Raw genomic sequence first — 22,213 nt, forward strand, 5'->3', positions numbered from 1 at the left:
ATTAAGGAGTTATTATGTTAGGTATTAAGCAGGTGCACCATATCGCCATTATTGCCAGCCGGTATCAGGTCAGTAAGGACTTTTATTGCGACATTCTGGGGTTTACCTTAATCGGCGAAGTGTACCGCGAAGCACGCGACTCCTGGAAAGGGGATCTGGCGCTCAACGGTCAGTACACCATTGAACTGTTCTCTTTCCCTTTCCCGCCTTCGCGGCCTACTCAACCTGAATCCTGTGGCCTGCGCCATCTGGCCTTCAGCGTTGACGATATTGATGCCGCCAAAGCGCATCTGGAATCAAAGGGCGTAATTTGCGAAGACATCCGTATCGATCCGATCACCGATAAGCGCTTTACCTTCTTCAACGATCCGGATGGTTTGCCGCTGGAGCTGTATCAGGCGTAATATAGCGCCATTCAAACCCGGCCAGCTCTGGCCGGGTTATCACTTCCCGTAACGGAATGCTCATGGCACTGCATGCACTTGCTCAGCACCTCGCCGGACATCAGCATCTGCTGGTGGGCTTCAGCGGTGGGCTGGATTCAACGGTTCTGCTGCATCAGCTGGTTACCCTGCGTGCACAGCGGGGCGATCTGCACCTGCGGGCTATCCATATTCATCATGGTTTGAATCCGCTGGCCGATGGCTGGGTGGAGCATTGTCAGCAGCTGTGCCAGCGATGGCAGGTCGAGCTGGAGGTGGTGTACGTCACGCTGGATAGCCGTGAAAAAGGGGTGGAAGCGGCTGCCAGAGATGCGCGCTATCAGGCGTTTGCTGACAATCTTCGACCTGCCGAATGCCTGCTCACCGCCCAGCATCTGGACGATCAGTGCGAAACCTTCCTGTTGGCGTTAAAGCGCGGCAGTGGGCCCGCCGGGCTGGCAGGCATGCCGGTTCAGTCGCTGTTGGGCACGCATACGCTGCTTCGTCCTCTGCTCTTACAAACCCGGGGACAGCTCGAAGCCTGGGCAGCGGAGCATGCGTTAAGCTGGATTGAGGATGACAGCAATCAGGACACCCGTTTTGACCGTAACTTTCTGCGGCAGAAGGTGATCCCCGAGCTGACGTCCCGCTGGCCCCATTTTGCTCAGTCAGTTGCCCGCAGCGCGACGCTTTGTGGTGAGCAGGAGCAACTGCTGGATGAGCTGCTGGCTGAATCATTGGGCTCGCTGGTGGATGCGGCGGGTGGTCTGGCATGGGCACCGTTGCTGGCCATGAGCGATGTCAGGCGGGCGGCGCTGCTGCGTCGCTGGATTGCCTCACAGGGCGGACTGATGCCATCGAAGGCGTCGTTGCAGCGGCTGTGGCAGGAAGTGGCGTGTAGCCGTGAAGATGCCGAACCGCGTTTGCGGCTGGGTCGGTTTGACGTCAGGCGATATCGCGATCGGCTTTACTGGTTGGCGCTGACCGAGCCGGTCACCGATTTGGTTCTCCGCTGGCCTGCAGGCGATGCCTCTCTCCGCTTGCCGGACGGGCTGGGACACCTGCTGCGCGATGATGCCGGCATAAAGATCCGGCCAGCTTTGCCGGAGGAGATCGTCAGCGTACGTTTTCAGGCGCAGGGGAAATTCCATCTTACCGATCGGGCCGGCAGCCGCGCGCTGAAAAAAATCTGGCAGGAAAAGGGCATTCCACCCTGGCAACGCGATCGCACGCCACTGCTGTTTTATGGCGAAACGCTGATTGCAGCGGTTGGGGTGTTTGTCACGCGGGAAGGTAAGCCTGATGAGGACGGTTACTGGCAGGTGAGCTGGATAAAACAGGCGTGATACTGAGGAACATGGGCGGGAGCAATCCCGCCCGGCGGTTTAATCAGATTCGCTGACCACTACGGTGCCCAGATCGGGATGACTGAAGCTGGAAATATGATCCAGTCGCAGCTCGCGGACTTCACCAGAAAGATCGATAGCCAGATATTCCACATTCTTTCGTGACACCATATCTGTGGCTTTCGCCTTCAGCTTTTCACCATCTTTCATTTCCAGCGCCAGCGTCCAGCTGTTCTGGCAGGCGAGTTCAAGGTTGTCGTAATCGTCGCAGTTTATCGGTTTGTAGGCTTCATTCGTCAACATAATCGCTCACCAATAAGTTTGCAGCAGCAAAAGCTGCCTGTTCCCTGATGGAAGAGTGTAGCTCAGTATTTGCCGCTACCTCGTCAAGTGCTTTCAGTACGCAACCTAATGCGTCTGGCACGTATCCCAGATCGCCGCTGCCTATCTGGGCATACTTGCGGCGAACTAATTCACAATACTTTTGCATTTGCACCTCACTCAGAGTTTTCTCTGGCTATTTCACGACTATAACACAGGCTTTTGCGTGAAATCAGCCCACCGGCGAGTGATTTGCTGTGTCAACGGGTTACAATAGCAACCAATAACGATAAGGAACCCCATGGCACTTAAAGCGACCATTTATAAAGCAACGGTCAACGTTGCGGATATGGACAGAAATGTTTTTATCGACAGCAACCTCACGCTGGCTCGTCATCCTTCGGAAACCGAAGAGCGTTTGATGCTGCGGCTGCTTGCCTGGCTGGTGAACGCGCACGAACGTCTGGTCTTTACCCGCGGTCTGAGCGCGGAAGATGAGCCAGAAATCTGGCTGATGAACGACCACAACGGCATTGAGCTGTGGGTTGATCTGGGCCTGCCGGAAGAGAGAAGGGTGAAAAGAGCCTGTAATCGCTCTGCCAGCGTGGTGTTGTATACCTATAACGGACGTGCAGCACAGATCTGGTGGCAACAAAACCAGAGCAAACTGGCACAGCAGGATAATCTGACCATTCGTTTTATCGACGATGAGCAGCTGAGTGCGTTGATCAAATTGGCATCACGCTCGATGACGCTGCAGGCAACGATTCAGGACGGCACGATCTGGCTTTCTGACGACCAAAACCACCTGGAGCTGCGCTTCACTGACTGGTTGGTTAACGGCAAACGCGCATGATTATTCTGTCACGCAACGTCACCATCCCTGACAGTGAGCTGGAACTAACGGCGATCAGGGCTCAGGGAAACGGCGGACAAAACGTCAATAAAAGTTCGACGGCGATCCATCTGCGTTTTGATATCCGTGCCTCAAGCCTGCCTGAGTTTTATAAGGAGCGACTGATGGCGGTCAGCCACCATCTGATTACCCCGGAAGGCGTAGTGATCATCAAGGCGCAGGAATACCGCAGCCAGGAAATGAACCGCGAAGCGGCGCTGAAGCGACTGGAGAATTTGATTCAGGAGCTGACGGTGGTCGAAAAGACCCGGCGAGCGACGCGGCCTACGCTGGCATCGAAGAAACGCCGGCTGGAAGGCAAGTCGCGTAAGGCGACCACCAAATCGCTGCGTGGAAAAATGCGTGGAGCAGAGTAAGCCTGGTTTTGAACGCGCGTTGCACAAGGCAACGATGTGGCAGGAATTAAGGTGAAACGCATTGCGGGCCGGATAAGGGATTATCCGGCCCGCGGTCTTACTAGCCGTTGATCTCGCTGACCAGGAAATCAAGGATTTCGCCGGTTTTGATCATCCGCTTCTCGCCTTCACGGCGGGATTTGTACTCAACTTCTTCGCTGTCGAGGTTACGGTCGCCGATCACGATCGTATGTGGCACACCAATCAGCTCCATATCCGCAAACATCACGCCAGGACGCTCTTTACGATCGTCCAGAATCACGTCGATGCCTTTCGCGCGTAACTGAGCATACAGCTCTTCTGCCAGCTCTTTCACCCGGAAGGATTTGTGCATGTTCATCGGCAGGATGGCGACCTGGAAAGGTGCCAGCGCTGCAGGCCAGATAATGCCGCGTTCATCGTGGTTCTGCTCAATGGATGCCGCCACAATACGGGTAATACCAATGCCGTAGCAGCCCATGGTCAGGATCTGATTGCGTCCATCTTCACCCTGCACTGAGGCCTTCATCGCTTCCGAGTACTTGGTTCCCAGCTGGAAGATATGGCCCACTTCAATGCCGCGTTTGATCTGCAGCGTACCTTTCCCGTCCGGGCTGGCATCGCCTTCCACCACGTTGCGGATGTCTTCTACACGTGGCAGTGGCAGATCGCGCTGCCAGTTGATGCCGGTAAAGTGCTTACCATCAACGTTGGCACCGGCAGAGAAGTCACTCATCACGGCGACCGTGCGGTCAATGATGATGGGCATGTTCAGACCAACAGGACCCAGTGAACCCGGACCGGCACCAACCAGCGCACGGATCTCTTCTTCGGTGGCGAAAGTCAGCGGCGCGTCAATGATATCCAGCTTCTCAGCTTTGATTTCGTTCAGCGCGTGGTCGCCACGAACCAGCAGAGCAACCAGCGTATGGCCACTCTCTTTGGTCGCTTTCACCATCAGCGTTTTCACGGTTTTCTCGACCGGCAGGTTGAACTGCTCAACCAGCTCGGCGATGGTTTTCGCGTTTGGCGTGTCGATTTCCTGCATCGCTTGTTTAGCATCAGCACGGCCGCCCGCTGGCGCCACGGCTTCGGCAAACTCAATGTTGGCCGCATAGTCAGATTCGGTCGAGAAGATCACATCATCTTCACCGCTCTGCGCCAGCACCTGGAATTCATGCGAAGCGCTGCCGCCGATAGAACCGGTGTCCGCCTGCACGGCACGGAAGTCCAGACCCATACGCTTGAAGCTCTGGCTGTAGGCGCGGTACATATCATCGTAGGTGGCCTGCAACGACTCCTGTGACGCGTGGAAAGAGTATGCATCTTTCATGATGAACTCACGGGAGCGCATCACGCCAAAACGTGGGCGAACTTCGTCACGGAATTTGGTCTGGATCTGGAACACGTTCAGCGGCAGCTGCTTGTAAGAGCTCAGCTCGTTACGGATCAGATCGGTGACCACTTCTTCATGCGTTGGACCGAGAACGAACGGACGATCGCCACGATCGACAAAGCGCAGCAGCTCAGGACCATATTGCTCCCAGCGTCCACTCTCCTGCCATAAATCAGCGGGCTGAACGACCGGCATGGAGATCTCAATCGCACCGGCGTTGTTCATCTCTTCACGCACGATGTTTTCAACTTTTTTCAGTACGCGCAGACCGGTTGGCAGCCAGGTGTATAAACCTGAGGCCAGTTTGCGGATCATCCCGGCACGCAGCATCAGCTGGTGGCTGATCACTTCGGCGTCGGCTGGCGTCTCCTTTAAGGTGGAGAGCAGATATTGAGTAGTACGCATGAGTTACGATTCCATTAAGCGGAAAGCTATTCGAAGTAAGCAGAGCCAAAAAAATTCTGGCGGCTAGTGTACCAGCGTGGCCGATGACTCAAAAGATGCAGGGGAATAAATTAACGAGGATCGAGCGCAATCACCACGGTTCCCGCTGCGTTTACGCACCAGCGAACGTTGAAATCCAGCAGCCAGGCCGCGTATTCACGTTCGGGCTCTTCGCCTTTACGGTAAGCCGGACGCGGATCCTGCGCCAGAACCTGCTGAATAAAGCGTTCGAGATGAGGATATTGCGCGCGGTGTAAAGCAAGCTGTTGCTGCGCCAGCGGCGAAAAGGTCACTGACATGGCGGCTTCAGGGGCCATTTGCGCAAATCCGGCCTGGGCCTCAGGAATCGACTCGGCAAAAGGCAGGTAGGGTTTGATATCGACGACGGGCGTACCATCAACCAGATCCAGACTGCCCAGTTCGAGAATCACCTGGCCTTTATCGGTACGAATGCCTTTTAACTCAACCAGCGACATGCCGATGGGATTGGGCCGGAAGGTGGAACGGGTCGCAAAGACTCCCATACGCGCATTCCCGCCAAGCCGGGGAGGGCGAACCGTCGGTCGCCAGCCGCCTTCCATCGTCTGATGAAAGACAAACAGCAGCCACAGATGGCTGAAGGCTTCCAGGCCGCGCACGGCTTCGGGCTGATTATAAGGCGCGTGCAGATGAAGTTCTCCGCCGCCATCCTCAATCAGGCCGGGCTGGCGGGGAACGGCAAACTTCTCCTTCCAGGGGGAATGAACCGTTGCGATTTGCTGGAAGGAAAATGCACTCATTGATTGGAGACTTTCAACGCTGAACCCTGGCAAACGGCCTGGCGGTAGCAGCCTGGTGCATTGCTGACGATTTCACACTGATGGACCAGCACCGCATTGGCTTTCATCGCAGAAGCACGGATCTGCATTCTTTTGCGCGCGGTGTTGAGGTTCGGTGGCGAGCTTTGCATCGTTGCCTGACAATCATCGCCATAAACTTCACCAAGATCGCGGAATGGTTTACTCACCAGGTCGCTGGCATTGGTATAGAGTTTTACCGGCGCGGGCCGCGTTTGCGGTTTGCTGCGTTCAGGCTGAGTCTGCGTAGTCTGCTTAAAGGGTTCGACGGGCTTATAAGGTTTATGCATCAACGAACACCCTGTCAGCGAAAGGGCTAACAAACAGAGCGGTAAAACACGCATGGGATTATCCTCAGGTTCGGTAAAAGTGGCGTTATTGAAACAAGCCTTCAGGGAAATAACAAGCGCTTAAAAAGGCAAAAAGCGGGCAAAAGCCCGCTTTGTACTGAGTCACGCTGGATCGGCGGCGATCTCCGCCACCGCCCGGCTTACCAGCCTTTGACTGCACCACCATTGAAAATCTTGTTAGCCGCAGCGCTCACTTCGTCAGACTGGTAAGCCTGAACGAATTTCTTCACGTTTTCTGCGTCTTTATTATCTTCACGCGCCACAATCATGTTCACGTAAGGAGAGTCTTTATCTTCTACGAAGATGCCGTCTTTTTCCGGGGTCAGGTTGATCTGGCTGGCGTAAGTGGTGTTAATCACCGCCAGCGCGATCTGCTGATCGTCCAGTGAACGTGGCAGCTGTGGAGCTTCCAGTTCAACCAGTTTGATGTTCTTAGGATTCTCAACCACATCCAGAGAGGTTGGCAGCAAGCCGGTGCCTTCTTTCAGTTTGATCAGGCCCACTTTCTGCAGCAGCAGCAGTGAACGGCCCAGGTTGGTTGGTTCGTTAGGGATAGCAACCTGCGCACCGTTCTGCAGCTCATCCAGAGATTTGATCTTCTTGGAGTAGCCCGCGATTGGGTAAACGAAGGTGTTGCCAACCGGCGTCAGCTTGTAACCACGATCCTTGATCTGCTGATCCAGGTAAGGTTTGTGCTGGAAGGCGTTAACATCAATGTCGCCTTTGCTCAGCGCTTCGTTCGGCAGCACGTAATCGTTAAAGGTCACCAGCTCAACATCCAGGCCGTATTTATCTTTCGCGACCTGCTTGGCCACTTCAGCAACCTGCTGTTCTGCACCAACAATCACGCCGACCTTAATGTGGTTTGGATCTTTCGCTTTCTGATCGCAACCAACCAGCGCCAATGTACCAATCAGCGCGCCCACAGCGGCAAATGTTTTAAAGTTAAAAGACATATCCCTTCCTTAATCTAAGAACAGTTGGTTATTTATGGGTGACTACACGTGCAATGCGGTCGCCACAGAACTGAATCAAATACACAAGAACAACTAACAACACTAATACCGTGTTCATCACCGTAGCGTTATAGCCGATATAACCGTACTGAATACCAATCTGGCCCAGACCGCCGGCGCCAACGGCACCGCCCATTGCGGAATAGCCAACCAGAGTAATCAGCGTAATGGTAGCGGCATTAATTAAGCCGGGCAGTGCTTCAGGTAGCAGAACTTTCTTCACGATCTGGAACGGCGTGGCGCCCATCGCGCGGGAAGCCTCGATCAAGCCGGTAGGCAGTTCCAGCAGCGTGTTCTCAACCATACGGGCAATAAAGGGTGCCGCGCCAATCGTCAGTGGCACAATCGCCGCCTGCAGGCCAATAGAGGTGCCGACAATCATTCGGGTGAACGGGATCATCCACACCAGCAGGATAATGAAGGGTATCGCACGGAAGATATTCACCAGCGCTGACAGTGAGCGATACAGTGAACGGCTTTCAATAATCTGACCTGGGCGAGTGACATATAAAAGAACGCCAAGCGGCAGGCCAATAACAAAACCGAAGAAGCCAGAGACAAACGTCATGACCAGCGTCTCCCAGACGCCCCGGCAAAGAAGCATAATCATCGCTTCAGACATAACCTAATACCTCTACCTTTACATGATGCTCTTTCAGGAACGTAATAGCCGCCTGAGTATCGGCTTCGGTGCCATGCATTTCGGTCAGCATGATGCCAAACTTCACACCACCGGCGTAATCCATCTGGGCACTGATAATATTGTTATTCACGTTGAAGCGGCGGGCCGACTCGGACAGCAGTGGCGCATCGACAGACTGACCGGTGAATTCCAGGCGTAATAAAGGCACGCTCTCAGGAGTGTTGTCTGCGGACAGACGGGCGCTGTAGTCTTCCGGGATATCCAGATGCAGCGTCGACTGGATAAATTGTTGGGCCAGCGGCGTCTTCGGATGAGAGAACACTTCACTTACCGTGTCCTGCTCAATCAGTTCACCGTTACTGATCACCGCAACCTGATCGCAGATGCGCTTCACGACATCCATCTCATGGGTGATCAGCAAAATGGTGATCCCCAGACGCCGGTTAATGTCCTTCAACAATTCGAGGATTGAACGCGTGGTTGCCGGGTCCAGTGCGCTGGTGGCTTCATCACACAACAGAACCTTCGGATTGGTAGCCAGCGCACGGGCAATCGCCACGCGCTGCTTCTGCCCGCCAGACAGGTTAGCCGGCCAGGAATCGTGTTTGTCCGCCAGGCCAACCAGCTCCAGCAGCTCTTTTACGCGGGCGTTGATTTCGCTGCGGGAAAGCTTGCCTAACTCCAGCGGCAGGGCAACGTTCCCTGCAACGGTACGGGAGTTCATCAGGTTGAAGTGCTGGAAGATCATGCCAATCTGGCGACGGGCCTGGGTCAGCTGAGTTTCAGAAAGGCCGGTTAGGTCCTGACCGTCGACCAGCACAATGCCGGACGTTGGGCGTTCAAGCAGATTCACGCAGCGGATCAGGGTACTTTTCCCTGCGCCCGATGCGCCAATAACGCCATAAATTTGTCCGGCCGGCACGTGCAGGCTGACATCAGACAGCGCTGTAATGGTGCGTGTGCCCTGCTGGAACACTTTGGTGATAGAGTTAAGTTTTATCATTTTATTATCGTAGTGCAGTTATCCGTGGCGTGTATTGAGTGCATCGCCCTTGGGCGAAATGCGAGTGGATGTTAAGGCATCCAGACGTCTAAATCAATCAAAGTCATTCAATCTGCCATTCTCACCGTTAGCGCAATCATGCGATACTCTACGGCAACTTTAGTAGCAGGAGTTTCTACGTGACAGACAAAGTCCCCGCCATATTTCTCGATCGTGATGGCACGATGAATGAGGATCATGGCTACGTCCATGAGATCGACAACTTTCAGTTTATAGACGGTGCCATTGAGGCCATGCAGGAACTGAAGAAGATGGGTTACGCGTTGGTAATGGTGACGAACCAGTCCGGTATTGCGCGCGGCATCTTTTCCGAAGACACCTTTATGCAGCTCACTGAATGGATGGACTGGTCGCTCGCCGATCGTGACGTTGACCTGGATGGCATCTATTTCTGCCCGCATCATCCGGAAGGTGTAATAGAAGAGTATCGCCAGCAGTGTGATTGCCGTAAGCCAGAACCCGGCATGCTGTTATCCGCGCAGAAAGAACTGAACATCGATATGGCCGCTTCTTATATGGTTGGCGACAAAATTGATGACATGCTGGCAGGTAAAGCCGCCGGTGTAGGAATAAAGGTATTAGTTCGTAGCGGCAAGCCGATTACCGAAGAGGGTGAAAAAGCAGCTGACTGGGTGATTAATAGCCTTGCAGACCTGCCTGCACGCATCAAACAGGGCTAAAAAGCAGCGTTCTGAGTGAAGTTTCATCGAACGGTAAAAAAGTTCAGATTTACGCTTGCCTTCCCGCGGCGTATCCCTATAATGCGCCTCCATCGAACGGCAACGAGCAAACGCTCAGTGTGCTGAAAGATGAAGAGAAAAATCCTGATTTAAGGGGTTGACTCTGAAAGAGGAAAGCGTAATATACGCCACCTCGCAGTAAGGCGCCAAGGCACTTACCGCAACGCTCTTTAACAATTTATCAGACAATCTGTGTGGGCACTCGCAGGATTGATATCAGCGCCGCAAGGCGCAAAAAAATATCAAGCCTTAAGAGTGAACACATAATGAAATTCATTATGACGTTTTACACTTGAGCACCGCTGAACTTGTTTCAGCAAATCGAACTTTTAATTGAAGAGTTTGATCATGGCTCAGATTGAACGCTGGCGGCAGGCCTAACACATGCAAGTCGAACGGTAGCACAGAGAGCTTGCTCTCGGGTGACGAGTGGCGGACGGGTGAGTAATGTCTGGGAAACTGCCTGATGGAGGGGGATAACTACTGGAAACGGTAGCTAATACCGCATAACGTCTTCGGACCAAAGTGGGGGACCTTCGGGCCTCACACCATCGGATGTGCCCAGATGGGATTAGCTAGTAGGTGGGGTAATGGCTCACCTAGGCGACGATCCCTAGCTGGTCTGAGAGGATGACCAGCCACACTGGAACTGAGACACGGTCCAGACTCCTACGGGAGGCAGCAGTGGGGAATATTGCACAATGGGCGCAAGCCTGATGCAGCCATGCCGCGTGTATGAAGAAGGCCTTCGGGTTGTAAAGTACTTTCAGCGGGGAGGAAGGCGATAAGGTTAATAACCTTGTCGATTGACGTTACCCGCAGAAGAAGCACCGGCTAACTCCGTGCCAGCAGCCGCGGTAATACGGAGGGTGCAAGCGTTAATCGGAATTACTGGGCGTAAAGCGCACGCAGGCGGTCTGTCAAGTCAGATGTGAAATCCCCGGGCTTAACCTGGGAACTGCATTTGAAACTGGCAGGCTAGAGTCTTGTAGAGGGGGGTAGAATTCCAGGTGTAGCGGTGAAATGCGTAGAGATCTGGAGGAATACCGGTGGCGAAGGCGGCCCCCTGGACAAAGACTGACGCTCAGGTGCGAAAGCGTGGGGAGCAAACAGGATTAGATACCCTGGTAGTCCACGCCGTAAACGATGTCGACTTGGAGGTTGTGCCCTTGAGGCGTGGCTTCCGGAGCTAACGCGTTAAGTCGACCGCCTGGGGAGTACGGCCGCAAGGTTAAAACTCAAATGAATTGACGGGGGCCCGCACAAGCGGTGGAGCATGTGGTTTAATTCGATGCAACGCGAAGAACCTTACCTGGCCTTGACATCCACGGAATTCGGCAGAGATGCCTTAGTGCCTTCGGGAACCGTGAGACAGGTGCTGCATGGCTGTCGTCAGCTCGTGTTGTGAAATGTTGGGTTAAGTCCCGCAACGAGCGCAACCCTTATCCTTTGTTGCCAGCGAGTAATGTCGGGAACTCAAAGGAGACTGCCGGTGACAAACCGGAGGAAGGTGGGGATGACGTCAAGTCATCATGGCCCTTACGGCCAGGGCTACACACGTGCTACAATGGCGCATACAAAGAGAAGCGAACTCGCGAGAGCAAGCGGACCTCACAAAGTGCGTCGTAGTCCGGATCGGAGTCTGCAACTCGACTCCGTGAAGTCGGAATCGCTAGTAATCGTAGATCAGAATGCTACGGTGAATACGTTCCCGGGCCTTGTACACACCGCCCGTCACACCATGGGAGTGGGTTGCAAAAGAAGTAGGTAGCTTAACCTTCGGGAGGGCGCTTACCACTTTGTGATTCATGACTGGGGTGAAGTCGTAACAAGGTAACCGTAGGGGAACCTGCGGTTGGATCACCTCCTTACCTGAAGATACTTTCCCGCGTAGTGTCCACAACAGATTGTCTGATAGAAAAGTAACGAGCAGAAAAAACCTCTACAGGCTTGTAGCTCAGGTGGTTAGAGCGCACCCCTGATAAGGGTGAGGTCGGTGGTTCAAGTCCACTCAGGCCTACCAAATTTTCACTCATGCTGCGTTATGTTTCCGGCTTGCATAGTGAACTATGCGGCGCGAAAACATGCCTTGCCTGAGCAAAAATTAACATTTGTCACCTCACGGTGGCTGATGAACTCACGTTGAGTGGTAGTAGATGGTCTCTGCAGTAACTGTATGGGGCTATAGCTCAGCTGGGAGAGCGCCTGCCTTGCACGCAGGAGGTCAGCGGTTCGATCCCGCTTAGCTCCACCATGCAGTTTTCTGACAATACTTCAGAGCGTACCGGCAACGGTGTGCTGCGAAGTATTATGCTCTTTAACAATCCGGAACAAGCTGAAAATTGAAACGACATGTCGTTTTCATTCTCCGTAATAAGAATGAAATTAACGATATGTTCGAGTCTCTCAAATGCTTACAACAGCAATGTGTCTTTCGGGACGCTTGTGGGTTGTGAGGTTAAGTGACTAAGCGTACACGGTGGATGCCTAGGCAGTCAGAGGCGATGAAGGGCGTGCTAATCTGCGATAAGCGTCGGTAAGGTGATATGAACCGTAATAACCGACGATACCCGAATGGGGAAACCCGGTGCACTTTGGTGCATCATTGCAACATGAATACATAGTGTTGCAAGGCGAACCTGGGGAACTGAAACATCTAAGTACCCAGAGGAAAAGAAATCAACCGAGATTCCCCCAGTAGCGGCGAGCGAACGGGGAACAGCCCAGAACCTGAATCAGTTTGTGCATTAGTGGAAGCGTCTGGAAAGTCGCAGGGTACAGGGTGATACTCCCGTACACAAAAATGCACTTGCTGTGAGTTCGATGAGTAGGGCGGGACACGTGACATCCTGTCTGAATATGGGGGGACCATCCTCCAAGGCTAAATACTCCTGACTGACCGATAGTGAACCAGTACCGTGAGGGAAAGGCGAAAAGAACCCCGGCGAGGGGAGTGAAACAGAACCTGAAACCGTGTACGTACAAGCAGTGGGAGCACCTTCGTGGTGTGACTGCGTACCTTTTGTATAATGGGTCAGCGACTTATATTCTGTAGCAAGGTTAACCGTATAGGGGAGCCGAAGGGAAACCGAGTCTTAACTGGGCGTTAAGTTGCAGGGTATAGACCCGAAACCCGGTGATCTAGCCATGGGCAGGTTGAAGGTTGGGTAACACTAACTGGAGGACCGAACCGACTAATGTTGAAAAATTAGCGGATGACTTGTGGCTGGGGGTGAAAGGCCAATCAAACCGGGAGATAGCTGGTTCTCCCCGAAAGCTATTTAGGTAGCGCCTCGTGAACTCATCTTCGGGGGTAGAGCACTGTTTCGGCTAGGGGGCCATCCCGGCTTACCAACCCGATGCAAACTGCGAATACCGAAGAATGTTATCACGGGAGACACACGGCGGGTGCTAACGTCCGTCGTGAAGAGGGAAACAACCCAGACCGCCAGCTAAGGTCCCAAAGTCATGGTTAAGTGGGAAACGATGTGGGAAGGCACAGACAGCCAGGATGTTGGCTTAGAAGCAGCCATCATTTAAAGAAAGCGTAATAGCTCACTGGTCGAGTCGGCCTGCGCGGAAGATGTAACGGGGCTAAACCATGCACCGAAGCTGCGGCAGCGACGCTTAGGCGTTGTTGGGTAGGGGAGCGTTCTGTAAGCCGTCGAAGGTGGACTGTGAGGTCTGCTGGAGGTATCAGAAGTGCGAATGCTGACATAAGTAACGATAAAGCGGGTGAAAAGCCCGCTCGCCGGAAGACCAAGGGTTCCTGTCCAACGTTAATCGGGGCAGGGTGAGTCGACCCCTAAGGCGAGGCCGAAAGGCGTAGTCGATGGGAAACAGGTTAATATTCCTGTACTCGGTGTTACTGCGAAGGGGGGACGGAGAAGGCTATGTTAGCCGGGCGACGGTTGTCCCGGTTTAAGCATGTAGGCGGAGAGTTTAGGTAAATCCGGACTCTTTTTAACGCTGAGGTGTGATGACGAGGCACTACGGTGCTGAAGTAACAAATGCCCTGCTTCCAGGAAAAGCCTCTAAGCATCAGGTAACACGGAATCGTACCCCAAACCGACACAGGTGGTCAGGTAGAGAATACCAAGGCGCTTGAGAGAACTCGGGTGAAGGAACTAGGCAAAATGGTGCCGTAACTTCGGGAGAAGGCACGCTGGCGCGTAGGTGAAGGGACTTGCTCCCGGAGCTGAAGCCAGTCGAAGATACCAGCTGGCTGCAACTGTTTATTAAAAACACAGCACTGTGCAAACACGAAAGTGGACGTATACGGTGTGACGCCTGCCCGGTGCCGGAAGGTTAATTGATGGGGTTATCCGCAAGGAGAAGCTCTTGATCGAAGCCCCGGTAAACGGCGGCCGTAACTATAACGGTCCTAAGGTAGCGAAATTCCTTGTCGGGTAAGTTCCGACCTGCACGAATGGCGTAATGATGGCCAGGCTGTCTCCACCCGAGACTCAGTGAAATTGAACTCGCTGTGAAGATGCAGTGTACCCGCGGCAAGACGGAAAGACCCCGTGAACCTTTACTATAGCTTGACACTGAATATTGAACCTTGATGTGTAGGATAGGTGGGAGGCTTTGAAGCGTGGACGCCAGTCTGCGTGGAGCCAACCTTGAAATACCACCCTTTAACGTTTGATGTTCTAACCTGGCGCCGTAATCCGGCGTGGGGACAGTGTCTGGTGGGTAGTTTGACTGGGGCGGTCTCCTCCTAAAGAGTAACGGAGGAGCACGAAGGTTAGCTAATCACGGTCGGACATCGTGAGGTTAGTGCAATGGCATAAGCTAGCTTGACTGCGAGAGTGACGGCTCGAGCAGGTGCGAAAGCAGGTCATAGTGATCCGGTGGTTCTGAATGGAAGGGCCATCGCTCAACGGATAAAAGGTACTCCGGGGATAACAGGCTGATACCGCCCAAGAGTTCATATCGACGGCGGTGTTTGGCACCTCGATGTCGGCTCATCACATCCTGGGGCTGAAGTAGGTCCCAAGGGTACGGCTGTTCGCCGTTTAAAGTGGTACGCGAGCTGGGTTTAGAACGTCGTGAGACAGTTCGGTCCCTATCTGCCGTGGGCGCTGGAAGATTGAGAGGGGTTGCTCCTAGTACGAGAGGACCGGAGTGAACGCACCACTGGTGTTCGGGTTGTCATGCCAATGGCATTGCCCGGTAGCTAAGTGCGGAAAAGATAAGCGCTGAAAGCATCTAAGCGCGAAACTTGCCTCGAGATGAATCTTCCCTGGGCCTTTAAGGCCCCTGAAGGGACGTTGAAGACTACGACGTTGATAGGCCGGGTGTGTAAGCGCAGCGATGCGTTGAGCTAACCGGTACTAATGACCCGTGAGGCTTAACCTTACAACACCAGAAGCGTTCTGGTGGGTGTCTGAGAGACACAACAGAGATTTTCAGCTTGAACCGGATTAAAGAATTAGCGGAAACGAAAGATTTTTTGCTGAAGCAAGGCGGCAAGCGCCGTGAAGGAAGGAGCATACTGAAGTATGTGACTGAGTTTACAAGCGCGGCCAACGAAGCAGCAGCGTAAAATATTCGTTTCGGGCACAAGAATTTGCCTGGCGGCTTTAGCGCGGTGGTCCCACCTGACCCCATGCCGAACTCAGAAGTGAAACGCCGTAGCGCCGATGGTAGTGTGGGGTCTCCCCATGCGAGAGTAGGGAACTGCCAGGCATCAATTTAGACCAATAAGCGTGAGTAACCCGCTTATTGCAAGAAATAAGCGTGAGTAACCCGCTTATTGCAAGAAATAAGCGTGCTGATATGGCTCAGTTGGTAGAGCGCACCCTTGGTAAGGGTGAGGTCCCCAGTTCGACTCTGGGTATCAGCACCAGTAATTAACCGATAAATCGGTAACAGATTTGCCTGGCGGCTTTAGCGCGGTGGTCCCACCTGACCCCATGCCGAACTCAGAAGTGAAACGCCGTAGCGCCGATGGTAGTGTGGGGTCTCCCCATGCGAGAGTAGGGAACTGCCAGGCATCAATTCAGACCATTTATGGTCATGACCTTTCCAGTGACACGGAAAGGGTGAAACACCTGATATCAGAAGCAACATTCTGAATTCAGTACAGAATCGGTGGAGCGGTAGTTCAGTTGGTTAGAATACCTGCCTGTCACGCAGGGGGTCGCGGGTTCGAGCCCCGTCCGTTCCGCCACTTAAACATGAAGCCCTGAGTCATAAGACTCAGGGCTTTTTTGTGTCTGTCATTTGGCTATTATTGCTCACAGGGCAAAAGTGTTGTGATTGTTAGCGGCTTTTTCGTCAATAATTCCTCTGTCATACTCCTCGCAACTTAACCAACAACAGCAACAAAAGAGGATTTATGACACTTCCAGCCTTCGGTTTGGGCACCTTCCGCCTGCAAGATGACGTGGTAATCGCTTCAGTGAAAAATGCGCTGGATCTCGGCTATCGCGCCATAGATACCGCCCAGATTTATGGTAACGAAGCTGCAGTAGGGAAGGCGATCGCAGAAAGCGGTGTGGCGCGCGACCAGCTGTTTATCACTACCAAGATTTGGGTAGAAAACCTCAGTGCCGACGCCTTGATCCCCAGCCTGAAAGAGAGCCTGAGCAAGTTACGCACTGATTACGTCGATCTGACCTTGATTCACTGGCCATCGCCAGCTGCCGCGGTAACGGTCGCGGAAACCATGAAGGCGCTGGTTGCGGCGAAAGAAGCTGGCCTGACTCGCCAAATTGGTATCTCCAATTTCACCACAGGGCTGATGCAGCAGGCGATTGATGCGGTCGGGGTTGAGCAGATTGCTACCAACCAAATCGAACTCCATCCTTTCCTGCAGAACCGCAAGGTGGTGGATTTCGCCCGTGAGAAGGGGATCCCTATCACCTCCTATATGACGCTGGCATATGGTAAAGCCTTGCAGGAACCGGTGATCATTGAGATTGCCGCTAAGCATCAGGCGACAGCCGCTCAGGTAGTGCTGGCATGGGCTATGCAGGAAGGGTATGCGGTGATCCCTTCCTCCACTCAACGTGCGAATCTGCAAAGCAACATGGCAGCAAGGGATCTGAAGCTGGATGCAGAGGATCGGGCGAAGATCGCCAAACTGGATCGTGCTGAACGTCTGGTCAGCCCTGAAGGTCTGGCACCAGACTGGGATTAAATCTTCACTCTGGCTTTACGGCGCTTCCCGTGTCCCTGGGAGCGCTGCTTTCACCCACTCATCGAGAAAATCGATAAATGAACGGATGCGCGTACTCACCGCCCGGTCACTGTAATACACCGCGTTAAACGGCATTTCGATGGGCAGGATCTTATCAGCCAGTAATTCCACCAGGGTTCCCTCGCGGATCTCACGGTCAATCATAAAGTCTGACAGGCAGGCAATGCCGTTGCCGCTCAGGCAGAGTTGCTTGATGGTTTCGCCACTGTTAGAGGTGGGATCCGCCGTGATGTCGTAAAGCTGCCCGTCGGCTTTTGCTATCGGCCAGCGGTTCAGACTCAGAGGTTCGACAAATCCCATGCAGACATGCCCGGCGAGATCCTGACAAGAGTGCGGGATACCGTGCTGCTGCAAGTAGCCGGGACTGGCAACAATTTTACGGTAGCTGGTAAAAAGAGGGCGAGCCCGCAGACTGGAGTCAGTCAGGTTACCTGCCCGGATGGCGATATCCACCTTCCGCTCAATCAAATTAATAAAGGTCTCAGAAGACACCAGCGAAAGCGTGACTTCCGGATAGCGCTCCCGGTAAGGCTTGATCATCGGCATCAGCAGATGCAGCACGACCGGCGTGGCCGCATCGATCCGCAACAGTCCTTGCGGTATCTGTCGGCTTTCCATCAGCTCGTTTTCAGCCGCAGCCATCTCCTGTAGCACCGACTGGACCCGGCGAAAATAGACTTCGCCTTCCTGAGTGAGATTGACCTGTCTTGTGGTTCGGGTCAGTAACTCCACACCCAACTTGGTTTCCAGCTTTTTGACTGCCCGACTGACGGCAGAGTTAGCCATGTCCAGCTGCTCTGCTGCCCGGCTAAAACTGCCGCTCTCGACCACGGCGACAAAGATTGCCAGTTCTTCTGAATTGGCCTTCATTATTGCTCCTTGAGCAAAATTCTGCTGAGACTTTGAATTATTTTGATATTTAATCATGTGCGGATCCCGAGCGCTATGGAAACCGTTACCGCAAGCAAGCCGGATAACGCTCGGCCCTTGTTATCATTTGTTTACCGACTAACAGCAGTTATTAGTCTGATCCGATTGAAACTCACTACCAAAGCCCCTATAACTGAATGACACAATGATTCATTCAGCAGTAACTAAGGCCAGGCGGTAGAGTGCGAAGAAAGACGTATGCCATGAGATATGTAGCGGGACAGCCAGCGGAACGCATTTTTCCGCCCGGTGCCATGCTGCACGTTGGCAAAGCCTTGCCGCCGGGAACGCCGCTGACGACGGAGTCCACGCTGCGGGTGCTGGTGTGGAACATCTTCAAACAGCAGCGTGCGGACTGGCTCTCCGTCCTGCAGAATTTTGGTAAGGAAGCGCACCTGGTGCTGTTACAGGAAGCGCAAACCACGCCGGAGCTGGTGCGGTTCGCCACCTCCAACTATCTGGCCGCCGATCAGGTTCCGGCCTTTGCTCTGCCTCAGCATCCGTCTGGGGTGATGACGCTGGCTTCCGCCCATCCCGTCTATTGCTGCCCGTTACGCGAACGCGAGCCTTTGTTAAGGCTGTCTAAATCTGCTCTGGTGACGGCCTATGCCTTGCCTGACGATCAGATGCTGATGGTCGTGAACATCCATGCCGTTAACTTCAGTCTGGGGATTGATGTTTACAGCAAACAGCTGGGGCCGATTGGCGAGCAGATAATTCATCATCGCGGCCCGGTGATTATGGCCGGTGACTTTAACGCCTGGAGCCGTCAGCGCATCAATGCGTTATATACCTTCGCCCGCGATATGGGGCTGGAAGAAGTGCGCTTTACCGACGATCACCGACGCAAAGCCTTTGGTCGTCCGTTAGATTTTGTGTTTTACCGCGGTCTTGGCGTGGCTGAAGCCTCCGTGCTGGTTACCCGCGCCTCCGATCACAATCCCCTACTCGTCGAATTCCATCCCGGCAAGCCTGCGCTTCTCTAGGGAATGTTTGGCCTGCCGTCACGGGCAGGTCGACCTCACGTTCTGCCCATAACTCCAAAAAATCAGTAAGGAACACAGAGATATGGCTACACATCATCATGATAACGTCGACAAACAGTTTGGTGACCAGGCAAGCGCCTATCTGAGCAGTGCCGTGCACGCCAGCGGCCGCGACTTAGAGCGTCTGGGTGAACGTCTGTTTGCGGAAAAGGATGCGCATTTACTCGATTTGGGGTGTGGTGGTGGGCACGCCAGCTATGTTGCGGCTCAGCATGTTAAGAGCGTGGTGGCATACGATCTCTCGGCGAAAATGCTGGCGGTGGTGGCTGAAGCGGCGAAAGAGCGTGGCTATGAGCATCTGTCGACGGTGCAGGGCTATGCGGAATACCTGCCTTTTGCCGACGGATCCTTTGATATCGTTATCAGCCGTTATTCAGCCCACCACTGGCATGATGTCGGGCGGGCACTGCGCGAAGTGAAGCGCATCCTGAAGCCAGGCGGTAAAGTGATCTTTATGGATGTGAACGCGCCGGGCAATGCCGTGCTGGATATCTGGTTACAGACCGTTGAGGCGCTGCGCGATACGTCCCACGTCCGCGATTACAATCCTGGAGAATGGCTGACGATGTTCACGGAAGCCGGGCTGGCAATCACGGCCGTCAGCCATGACCGTCTGGATTTGGAGTTCAGCAGCTGGATTGAGCGCATGCGCACGCCGAAGGTGATGGCAGATGCCATCCGGGCTTATCAGCAGTCTGCTTCTGAAGAAGTGCAGCGCTACTATGCTCAACAGCCGGATGGCAGCTTCAGTACTGACGTGATCTTTATCGAGGCGTTTAAGCCCTGAATCAAAACGGCCCCGCAAGGGGCTGTTACTCAACCAGTGCCACGGCCCGAATCGGCGAGGCGGAAGCGCCCTTAATTCGTAGCGGTAACGCCATAAAGATAAAGGCCGTCGGCAGGCTTCGCAGATTCGCCAGATTCTCAATAATCAGGCAATCGGCACCCAACACGGCAAGGTGTGCGGGATGCGCTTCATTACTGTAGCGATCGAGCGACATCGCATCCGTCCCGAACACCGTCACGCCTTTATCTATCAGATATTGCGCGCCTTCTCCTGACAGTCCTGGCCAGTTCTGCAAAAACGCCGCCTGATGCGGACGGCAACGCCATTTCTCATCATAACCGGTGCGAAAAATCACAATATCCTGAGCCAGAATCTCGCCATGCTCTGCCTCCCATGAGGCGATCATCTCGCGGGTGATATCGGCGTTTTCCGCCAGATGGGACATATCCAGGCAGCGTCCGCGTCCCGTTAGTTGCTGCACGTCCACCTGTTCAATCGTCTTGCCACCCTCAATAAAATGCACCGGCGCATCAACGTGCGTACCGCAGTGATCTCCCAGGCTTAGCTGGCAGTTATAGTTGCCGTCTCCGGCAGCATAATCCTCCGCGCGGCTACAGAAAAACTTGCCGTGGGTCGGCCAGACGGGCATGAATTCCTCATACTGGTGGTTCAGCTCGATGAGGCGGTGTTGACGCAATACGCTAAGCAGATCGTGAGTCATATCAGGCCTTATTCAGGTTGACGGTTTCTTTGATAAACCACAGTGGGGCGCAGGAGAGCAGCAGCACGCCGACAATCACCAGATAGTGAACGGTGAAGCCATAACTGTGAATGATCCAGCCGCTAACGGGCGCAACCAGAATGCCGGCAATGCCGACGGCCAGGCCAATCATCAGTCCCATGCTGGATGCGGCGGCACGCGGCGAGGAGTCAATCAGTAAAGCGTAGGCAACGGGATAGGGAGAGTTGCGGAACAGCCCCCAGAAAATCAGGATCGCCCAACCCAGCGCGGCAGAGTGGATAAACATGCACAGTGCCGCCGCCAGGATCCAGCCAGCAATAATAAAAGTCAGCGAGCGTTTGCGTCCTTTAACGTCTGAGAAGCTGCCCCACAGGATCTGGCCAATCCATCCGGTTAAGCCAGAGGCACCCGAAATAATCGCTGCGGTGGAAAGGTCCAGTCCCACTTCGCGGGTCAGTTGCAACGTCAGGAAGTTAGCAATGCCCATCTCGGCCCAGGTAAAGCCAAAAATCAGCAGGATTGCCAGCTGGCAGTTGCGGTTTTTCAGGCAGGAGACCGCGTTGGACCAGAGAGAGGCGTTCTCTACCGTTTTTTGCAGAGATTCGGTGACCGGCGGCGTCAGTTTGTTTTCAACAATCCAGTCATTCACTTTCTGATGATTTTTGCGGGTGCCGATAATCAGCTGGGCAATCAGGATCACCAGACCAATCAGCGGGATAAACAGAAAGGCTTCGCGCCAGGTAGCAAAAGCCAGAATGGCAGCGATCAGGATTGGGCCGATAAACTGTCCCAGCGGGAAGCCGGTATGGTGCACGCCGATAGCAAATCCACGGTTCTCTTTCTGCCACCATTCGCCCAGCAGCGCGACGTTAATCGGTTCTGAGCCGCCGGTGCCCATCCCCATCGCCACTCTCAGCGCCTGAAACGCCCCGAGAGACTTGCAAAATGCCGTAGCGACACCCGAGACAATCTCTACCAACACCGCGACACACCAGCTGTAACAGCGCTTGTGACCGGTGCCGACCCAATCCGAGAACAGCCCGAAAAGCACGGCGCCGGTTAAGGTGCCGACAAAACTTAACGAGTTGAGCCAGCCAGCCTGCACTTCGGTCAGGTTGAAGGATTTCATGATCGCCGGCAGCAGGGTCGGCAGAATAATCCTGTCGATGGAATTCATCAGGATCGCCAGCGTGGTGATCACCAGCATCCCCCAGGAAAGCGGGTGAGCTCTCGGCAGGAAGCGTAAAAGCCCACGCCGGGGTGCCTGCGCGCCAGCGGCAGGGCTATCCTGAGTCGTTTGATGTTCAGCCAGTTCAGAAGAAGGGAGTGTCATATCTGGTGCCTTTCAATGTCATCGTTGTCTGCGGCCGTCAGTAAACGGTCCGCGCCCTGTTTTACGCTGTTTCTTGTTATGTATGCCGAAAATAGTAGAACAAAAAATAAACAAGTTGATAACATAGACACTGAGATTACTACCATACAAGCGCTGATTGACGGTTACTGGATCTTGATCACAGTTGTACCAGCAAGGATGCGTGAAGCCGCGAGGCGATCACAACGTGGAGTGAAGGGGAGTAAGGGGAAATTCAGGGCATAAAAAAAGCCAATCCGCAGATTGGCTTTTTATCGGT

General features: G+C 53.9%; 19 protein-coding genes, 4 tRNA genes and 4 rRNA genes. 16 read left to right on the top strand and 11 right to left on the bottom strand.

Annotated features, from left to right (window positions below; all coding sequences use genetic code 11):
* Window positions 1-14 precede the first annotated feature (14 nt).
* Window positions 15-404, top strand: coding sequence for a VOC family protein (locus E2F51_RS11515; protein WP_013200862.1), 390 nt, complete (start codon window positions 15-17; stop codon window positions 402-404).
* Between the two features lie 62 nt (window positions 405-466).
* A complete protein-coding gene (gene tilS, locus E2F51_RS11520; RefSeq protein WP_134823510.1) occupies window positions 467-1,768 on the top strand; it encodes a tRNA lysidine(34) synthetase TilS in 1,302 nt (433 codons plus the stop codon).
* Window positions 1,769-1,807: 39 nt separating this feature from the next.
* Here the strand turns inward: tilS and rof are convergent, their stop codons facing one another.
* Together rof and E2F51_RS11530 are read right to left on the bottom strand one after the other, a co-directional pair.
* Window positions 1,808-2,071 carry a Rho-binding antiterminator gene (rof, locus tag E2F51_RS11525; protein ID WP_013200864.1) on the bottom strand — a complete coding sequence of 88 codons (264 nt, stop codon included), beginning with the start codon at window positions 2,069-2,071 and terminating at the stop codon, window positions 1,808-1,810.
* Window positions 2,058-2,258: a YaeP family protein gene (locus tag E2F51_RS11530; protein WP_071822098.1), complete on the bottom strand. Its 201-nt coding sequence runs from the start codon at window positions 2,256-2,258 to the stop codon at window positions 2,058-2,060. Before E2F51_RS11530 ends, rof begins: the two co-directional genes overlap by 14 nt.
* Before the next feature lie 132 nt (window positions 2,259-2,390).
* On the opposite strand from E2F51_RS11530, the gene E2F51_RS11535 reads away from it, so the two are divergent.
* Window positions 2,391-2,945, top strand: a complete 555-nt coding sequence (locus E2F51_RS11535; protein ID WP_013200865.1) for a YaeQ family protein — start codon at window positions 2,391-2,393, stop codon at window positions 2,943-2,945.
* A complete protein-coding gene (gene arfB / locus E2F51_RS11540) occupies window positions 2,942-3,361 on the top strand; it encodes an alternative ribosome rescue aminoacyl-tRNA hydrolase ArfB (RefSeq protein WP_105760833.1) in 420 nt (139 codons plus the stop codon). Before E2F51_RS11535 ends, arfB begins: the two co-directional genes overlap by 4 nt.
* A gap of 100 nt (window positions 3,362-3,461) precedes the next feature.
* On the opposite strand, the gene proS is transcribed toward arfB, so the two are convergent.
* The 6 genes from proS to metN all read right to left on the bottom strand — a co-directional run bounded on the left by proS (window position 3,462) and on the right by metN (window position 9,067).
* A complete protein-coding gene (gene proS, locus E2F51_RS11545; protein WP_013200867.1) occupies window positions 3,462-5,180 on the bottom strand; it encodes a proline--tRNA ligase in 1,719 nt (572 codons plus the stop codon).
* A gap of 110 nt (window positions 5,181-5,290) precedes the next feature.
* Complete coding sequence (tsaA, locus tag E2F51_RS11550; RefSeq protein WP_134823511.1) at window positions 5,291-5,998, bottom strand: tRNA (N6-threonylcarbamoyladenosine(37)-N6)-methyltransferase TrmO; 708 nt, start codon at window positions 5,996-5,998, stop codon at window positions 5,291-5,293.
* Window positions 5,995-6,399 carry an Rcs stress response system protein RcsF gene (rcsF, locus tag E2F51_RS11555; protein ID WP_013200869.1) on the bottom strand — a complete coding sequence of 135 codons (405 nt, stop codon included), beginning with the start codon at window positions 6,397-6,399 and terminating at the stop codon, window positions 5,995-5,997. Before rcsF ends, tsaA begins: the two co-directional genes overlap by 4 nt.
* A 146-nt stretch (window positions 6,400-6,545) precedes the next feature.
* On the bottom strand, window positions 6,546-7,361 hold the full coding sequence (locus tag E2F51_RS11560) for a MetQ/NlpA family lipoprotein (RefSeq protein WP_134823512.1): 816 nt from the start codon (window positions 7,359-7,361) through the stop codon (window positions 6,546-6,548).
* A 28-nt stretch (window positions 7,362-7,389) separates the two neighbouring features.
* Window positions 7,390-8,043: a methionine ABC transporter permease MetI gene (locus tag E2F51_RS11565; RefSeq protein ID WP_013200871.1), complete on the bottom strand. Its 654-nt coding sequence runs from the start codon at window positions 8,041-8,043 to the stop codon at window positions 7,390-7,392.
* Window positions 8,036-9,067 carry a methionine ABC transporter ATP-binding protein MetN gene (metN, locus tag E2F51_RS11570; protein WP_134823513.1) on the bottom strand — a complete coding sequence of 344 codons (1,032 nt, stop codon included), beginning with the start codon at window positions 9,065-9,067 and terminating at the stop codon, window positions 8,036-8,038. Before metN ends, E2F51_RS11565 begins: the two co-directional genes overlap by 8 nt.
* A 179-nt stretch (window positions 9,068-9,246) precedes the next feature.
* Here metN and gmhB point away from each other — a divergent pair, with 179 nt between their 5' ends.
* From gmhB to dkgB, 10 genes are all read left to right on the top strand, one after another.
* The gene (gmhB, locus tag E2F51_RS11575; RefSeq protein ID WP_013200873.1) at window positions 9,247-9,807 is read left to right on the top strand and encodes a D-glycero-beta-D-manno-heptose 1,7-bisphosphate 7-phosphatase; all 561 of its coding nucleotides are present in this window, start codon (window positions 9,247-9,249) and stop codon (window positions 9,805-9,807) included.
* Between the two features lie 390 nt (window positions 9,808-10,197).
* Window positions 10,198-11,738, top strand: a 16S ribosomal RNA gene (locus E2F51_RS11580).
* A 75-nt stretch (window positions 11,739-11,813) separates the two neighbouring features.
* Window positions 11,814-11,890, top strand: a tRNA-Ile gene (locus E2F51_RS11585).
* Between the two features lie 155 nt (window positions 11,891-12,045).
* Window positions 12,046-12,121, top strand: a tRNA-Ala gene (locus E2F51_RS11590).
* 202 nt (window positions 12,122-12,323) lie between these two features.
* Window positions 12,324-15,231 (top strand): 23S ribosomal RNA (locus tag E2F51_RS11595).
* Window positions 15,232-15,445: 214 nt separating this feature from the next.
* Window positions 15,446-15,561: ribosomal RNA gene (rrf, locus tag E2F51_RS11600) — 5S ribosomal RNA — on the top strand.
* A gap of 84 nt (window positions 15,562-15,645) precedes the next feature.
* Window positions 15,646-15,721, top strand: a tRNA-Thr gene (locus E2F51_RS11605).
* 31 nt (window positions 15,722-15,752) lie between these two features.
* Window positions 15,753-15,868 (top strand): 5S ribosomal RNA (rrf, locus tag E2F51_RS11610).
* The 16S, 23S and 5S rRNA genes sit together here with 4 tRNA genes alongside, the layout of an rRNA operon.
* A 100-nt stretch (window positions 15,869-15,968) precedes the next feature.
* Window positions 15,969-16,045: transfer RNA gene (locus E2F51_RS11615), tRNA-Asp, on the top strand.
* 168 nt (window positions 16,046-16,213) lie between these two features.
* A complete protein-coding gene (gene dkgB, locus E2F51_RS11620) occupies window positions 16,214-17,017 on the top strand; it encodes a 2,5-didehydrogluconate reductase DkgB (protein WP_134823514.1) in 804 nt (267 codons plus the stop codon).
* Window positions 17,018-17,032: 15 nt separating this feature from the next.
* On the opposite strand, the gene yafC is transcribed toward dkgB, so the two are convergent.
* Window positions 17,033-17,947 (bottom strand): DNA-binding transcriptional regulator YafC, encoded by a 915-nt coding sequence (gene yafC, locus E2F51_RS11625; RefSeq protein ID WP_134823515.1) that lies wholly within the window; start codon window positions 17,945-17,947, stop codon window positions 17,033-17,035.
* Window positions 17,948-18,189: 242 nt separating this feature from the next.
* Between yafC and E2F51_RS11630 the strand changes: the two genes are divergently transcribed.
* Window positions 18,190-18,993, top strand: a complete 804-nt coding sequence (locus E2F51_RS11630) for an endonuclease/exonuclease/phosphatase family protein (RefSeq protein WP_134823516.1) — start codon at window positions 18,190-18,192, stop codon at window positions 18,991-18,993.
* An 82-nt stretch (window positions 18,994-19,075) separates the two neighbouring features.
* On the top strand, window positions 19,076-19,840 hold the full coding sequence (locus E2F51_RS11635; protein ID WP_134823517.1) for a class I SAM-dependent methyltransferase: 765 nt from the start codon (window positions 19,076-19,078) through the stop codon (window positions 19,838-19,840).
* Window positions 19,841-19,865: 25 nt separating this feature from the next.
* Here E2F51_RS11635 and E2F51_RS11640 read toward each other — a convergent pair whose 3' ends face one another.
* Both E2F51_RS11640 and E2F51_RS11645 read right to left on the bottom strand, forming a co-directional pair.
* Complete coding sequence (locus tag E2F51_RS11640) at window positions 19,866-20,561, bottom strand: cyclase family protein (protein WP_134823518.1); 696 nt, start codon at window positions 20,559-20,561, stop codon at window positions 19,866-19,868.
* Window position 20,562: 1 nt separating this feature from the next.
* Window positions 20,563-21,915: an MFS transporter gene (locus tag E2F51_RS11645; RefSeq protein ID WP_134823519.1), complete on the bottom strand. Its 1,353-nt coding sequence runs from the start codon at window positions 21,913-21,915 to the stop codon at window positions 20,563-20,565.
* Between the last annotated feature and the right edge of the window lie 298 nt (window positions 21,916-22,213).

The organism is Erwinia sp. QL-Z3 (assembly GCF_004551645.1).
In the GTDB taxonomy this organism is placed as follows: Bacteria; Pseudomonadota; Gammaproteobacteria; order Enterobacterales; family Enterobacteriaceae; genus Erwinia; species Erwinia billingiae.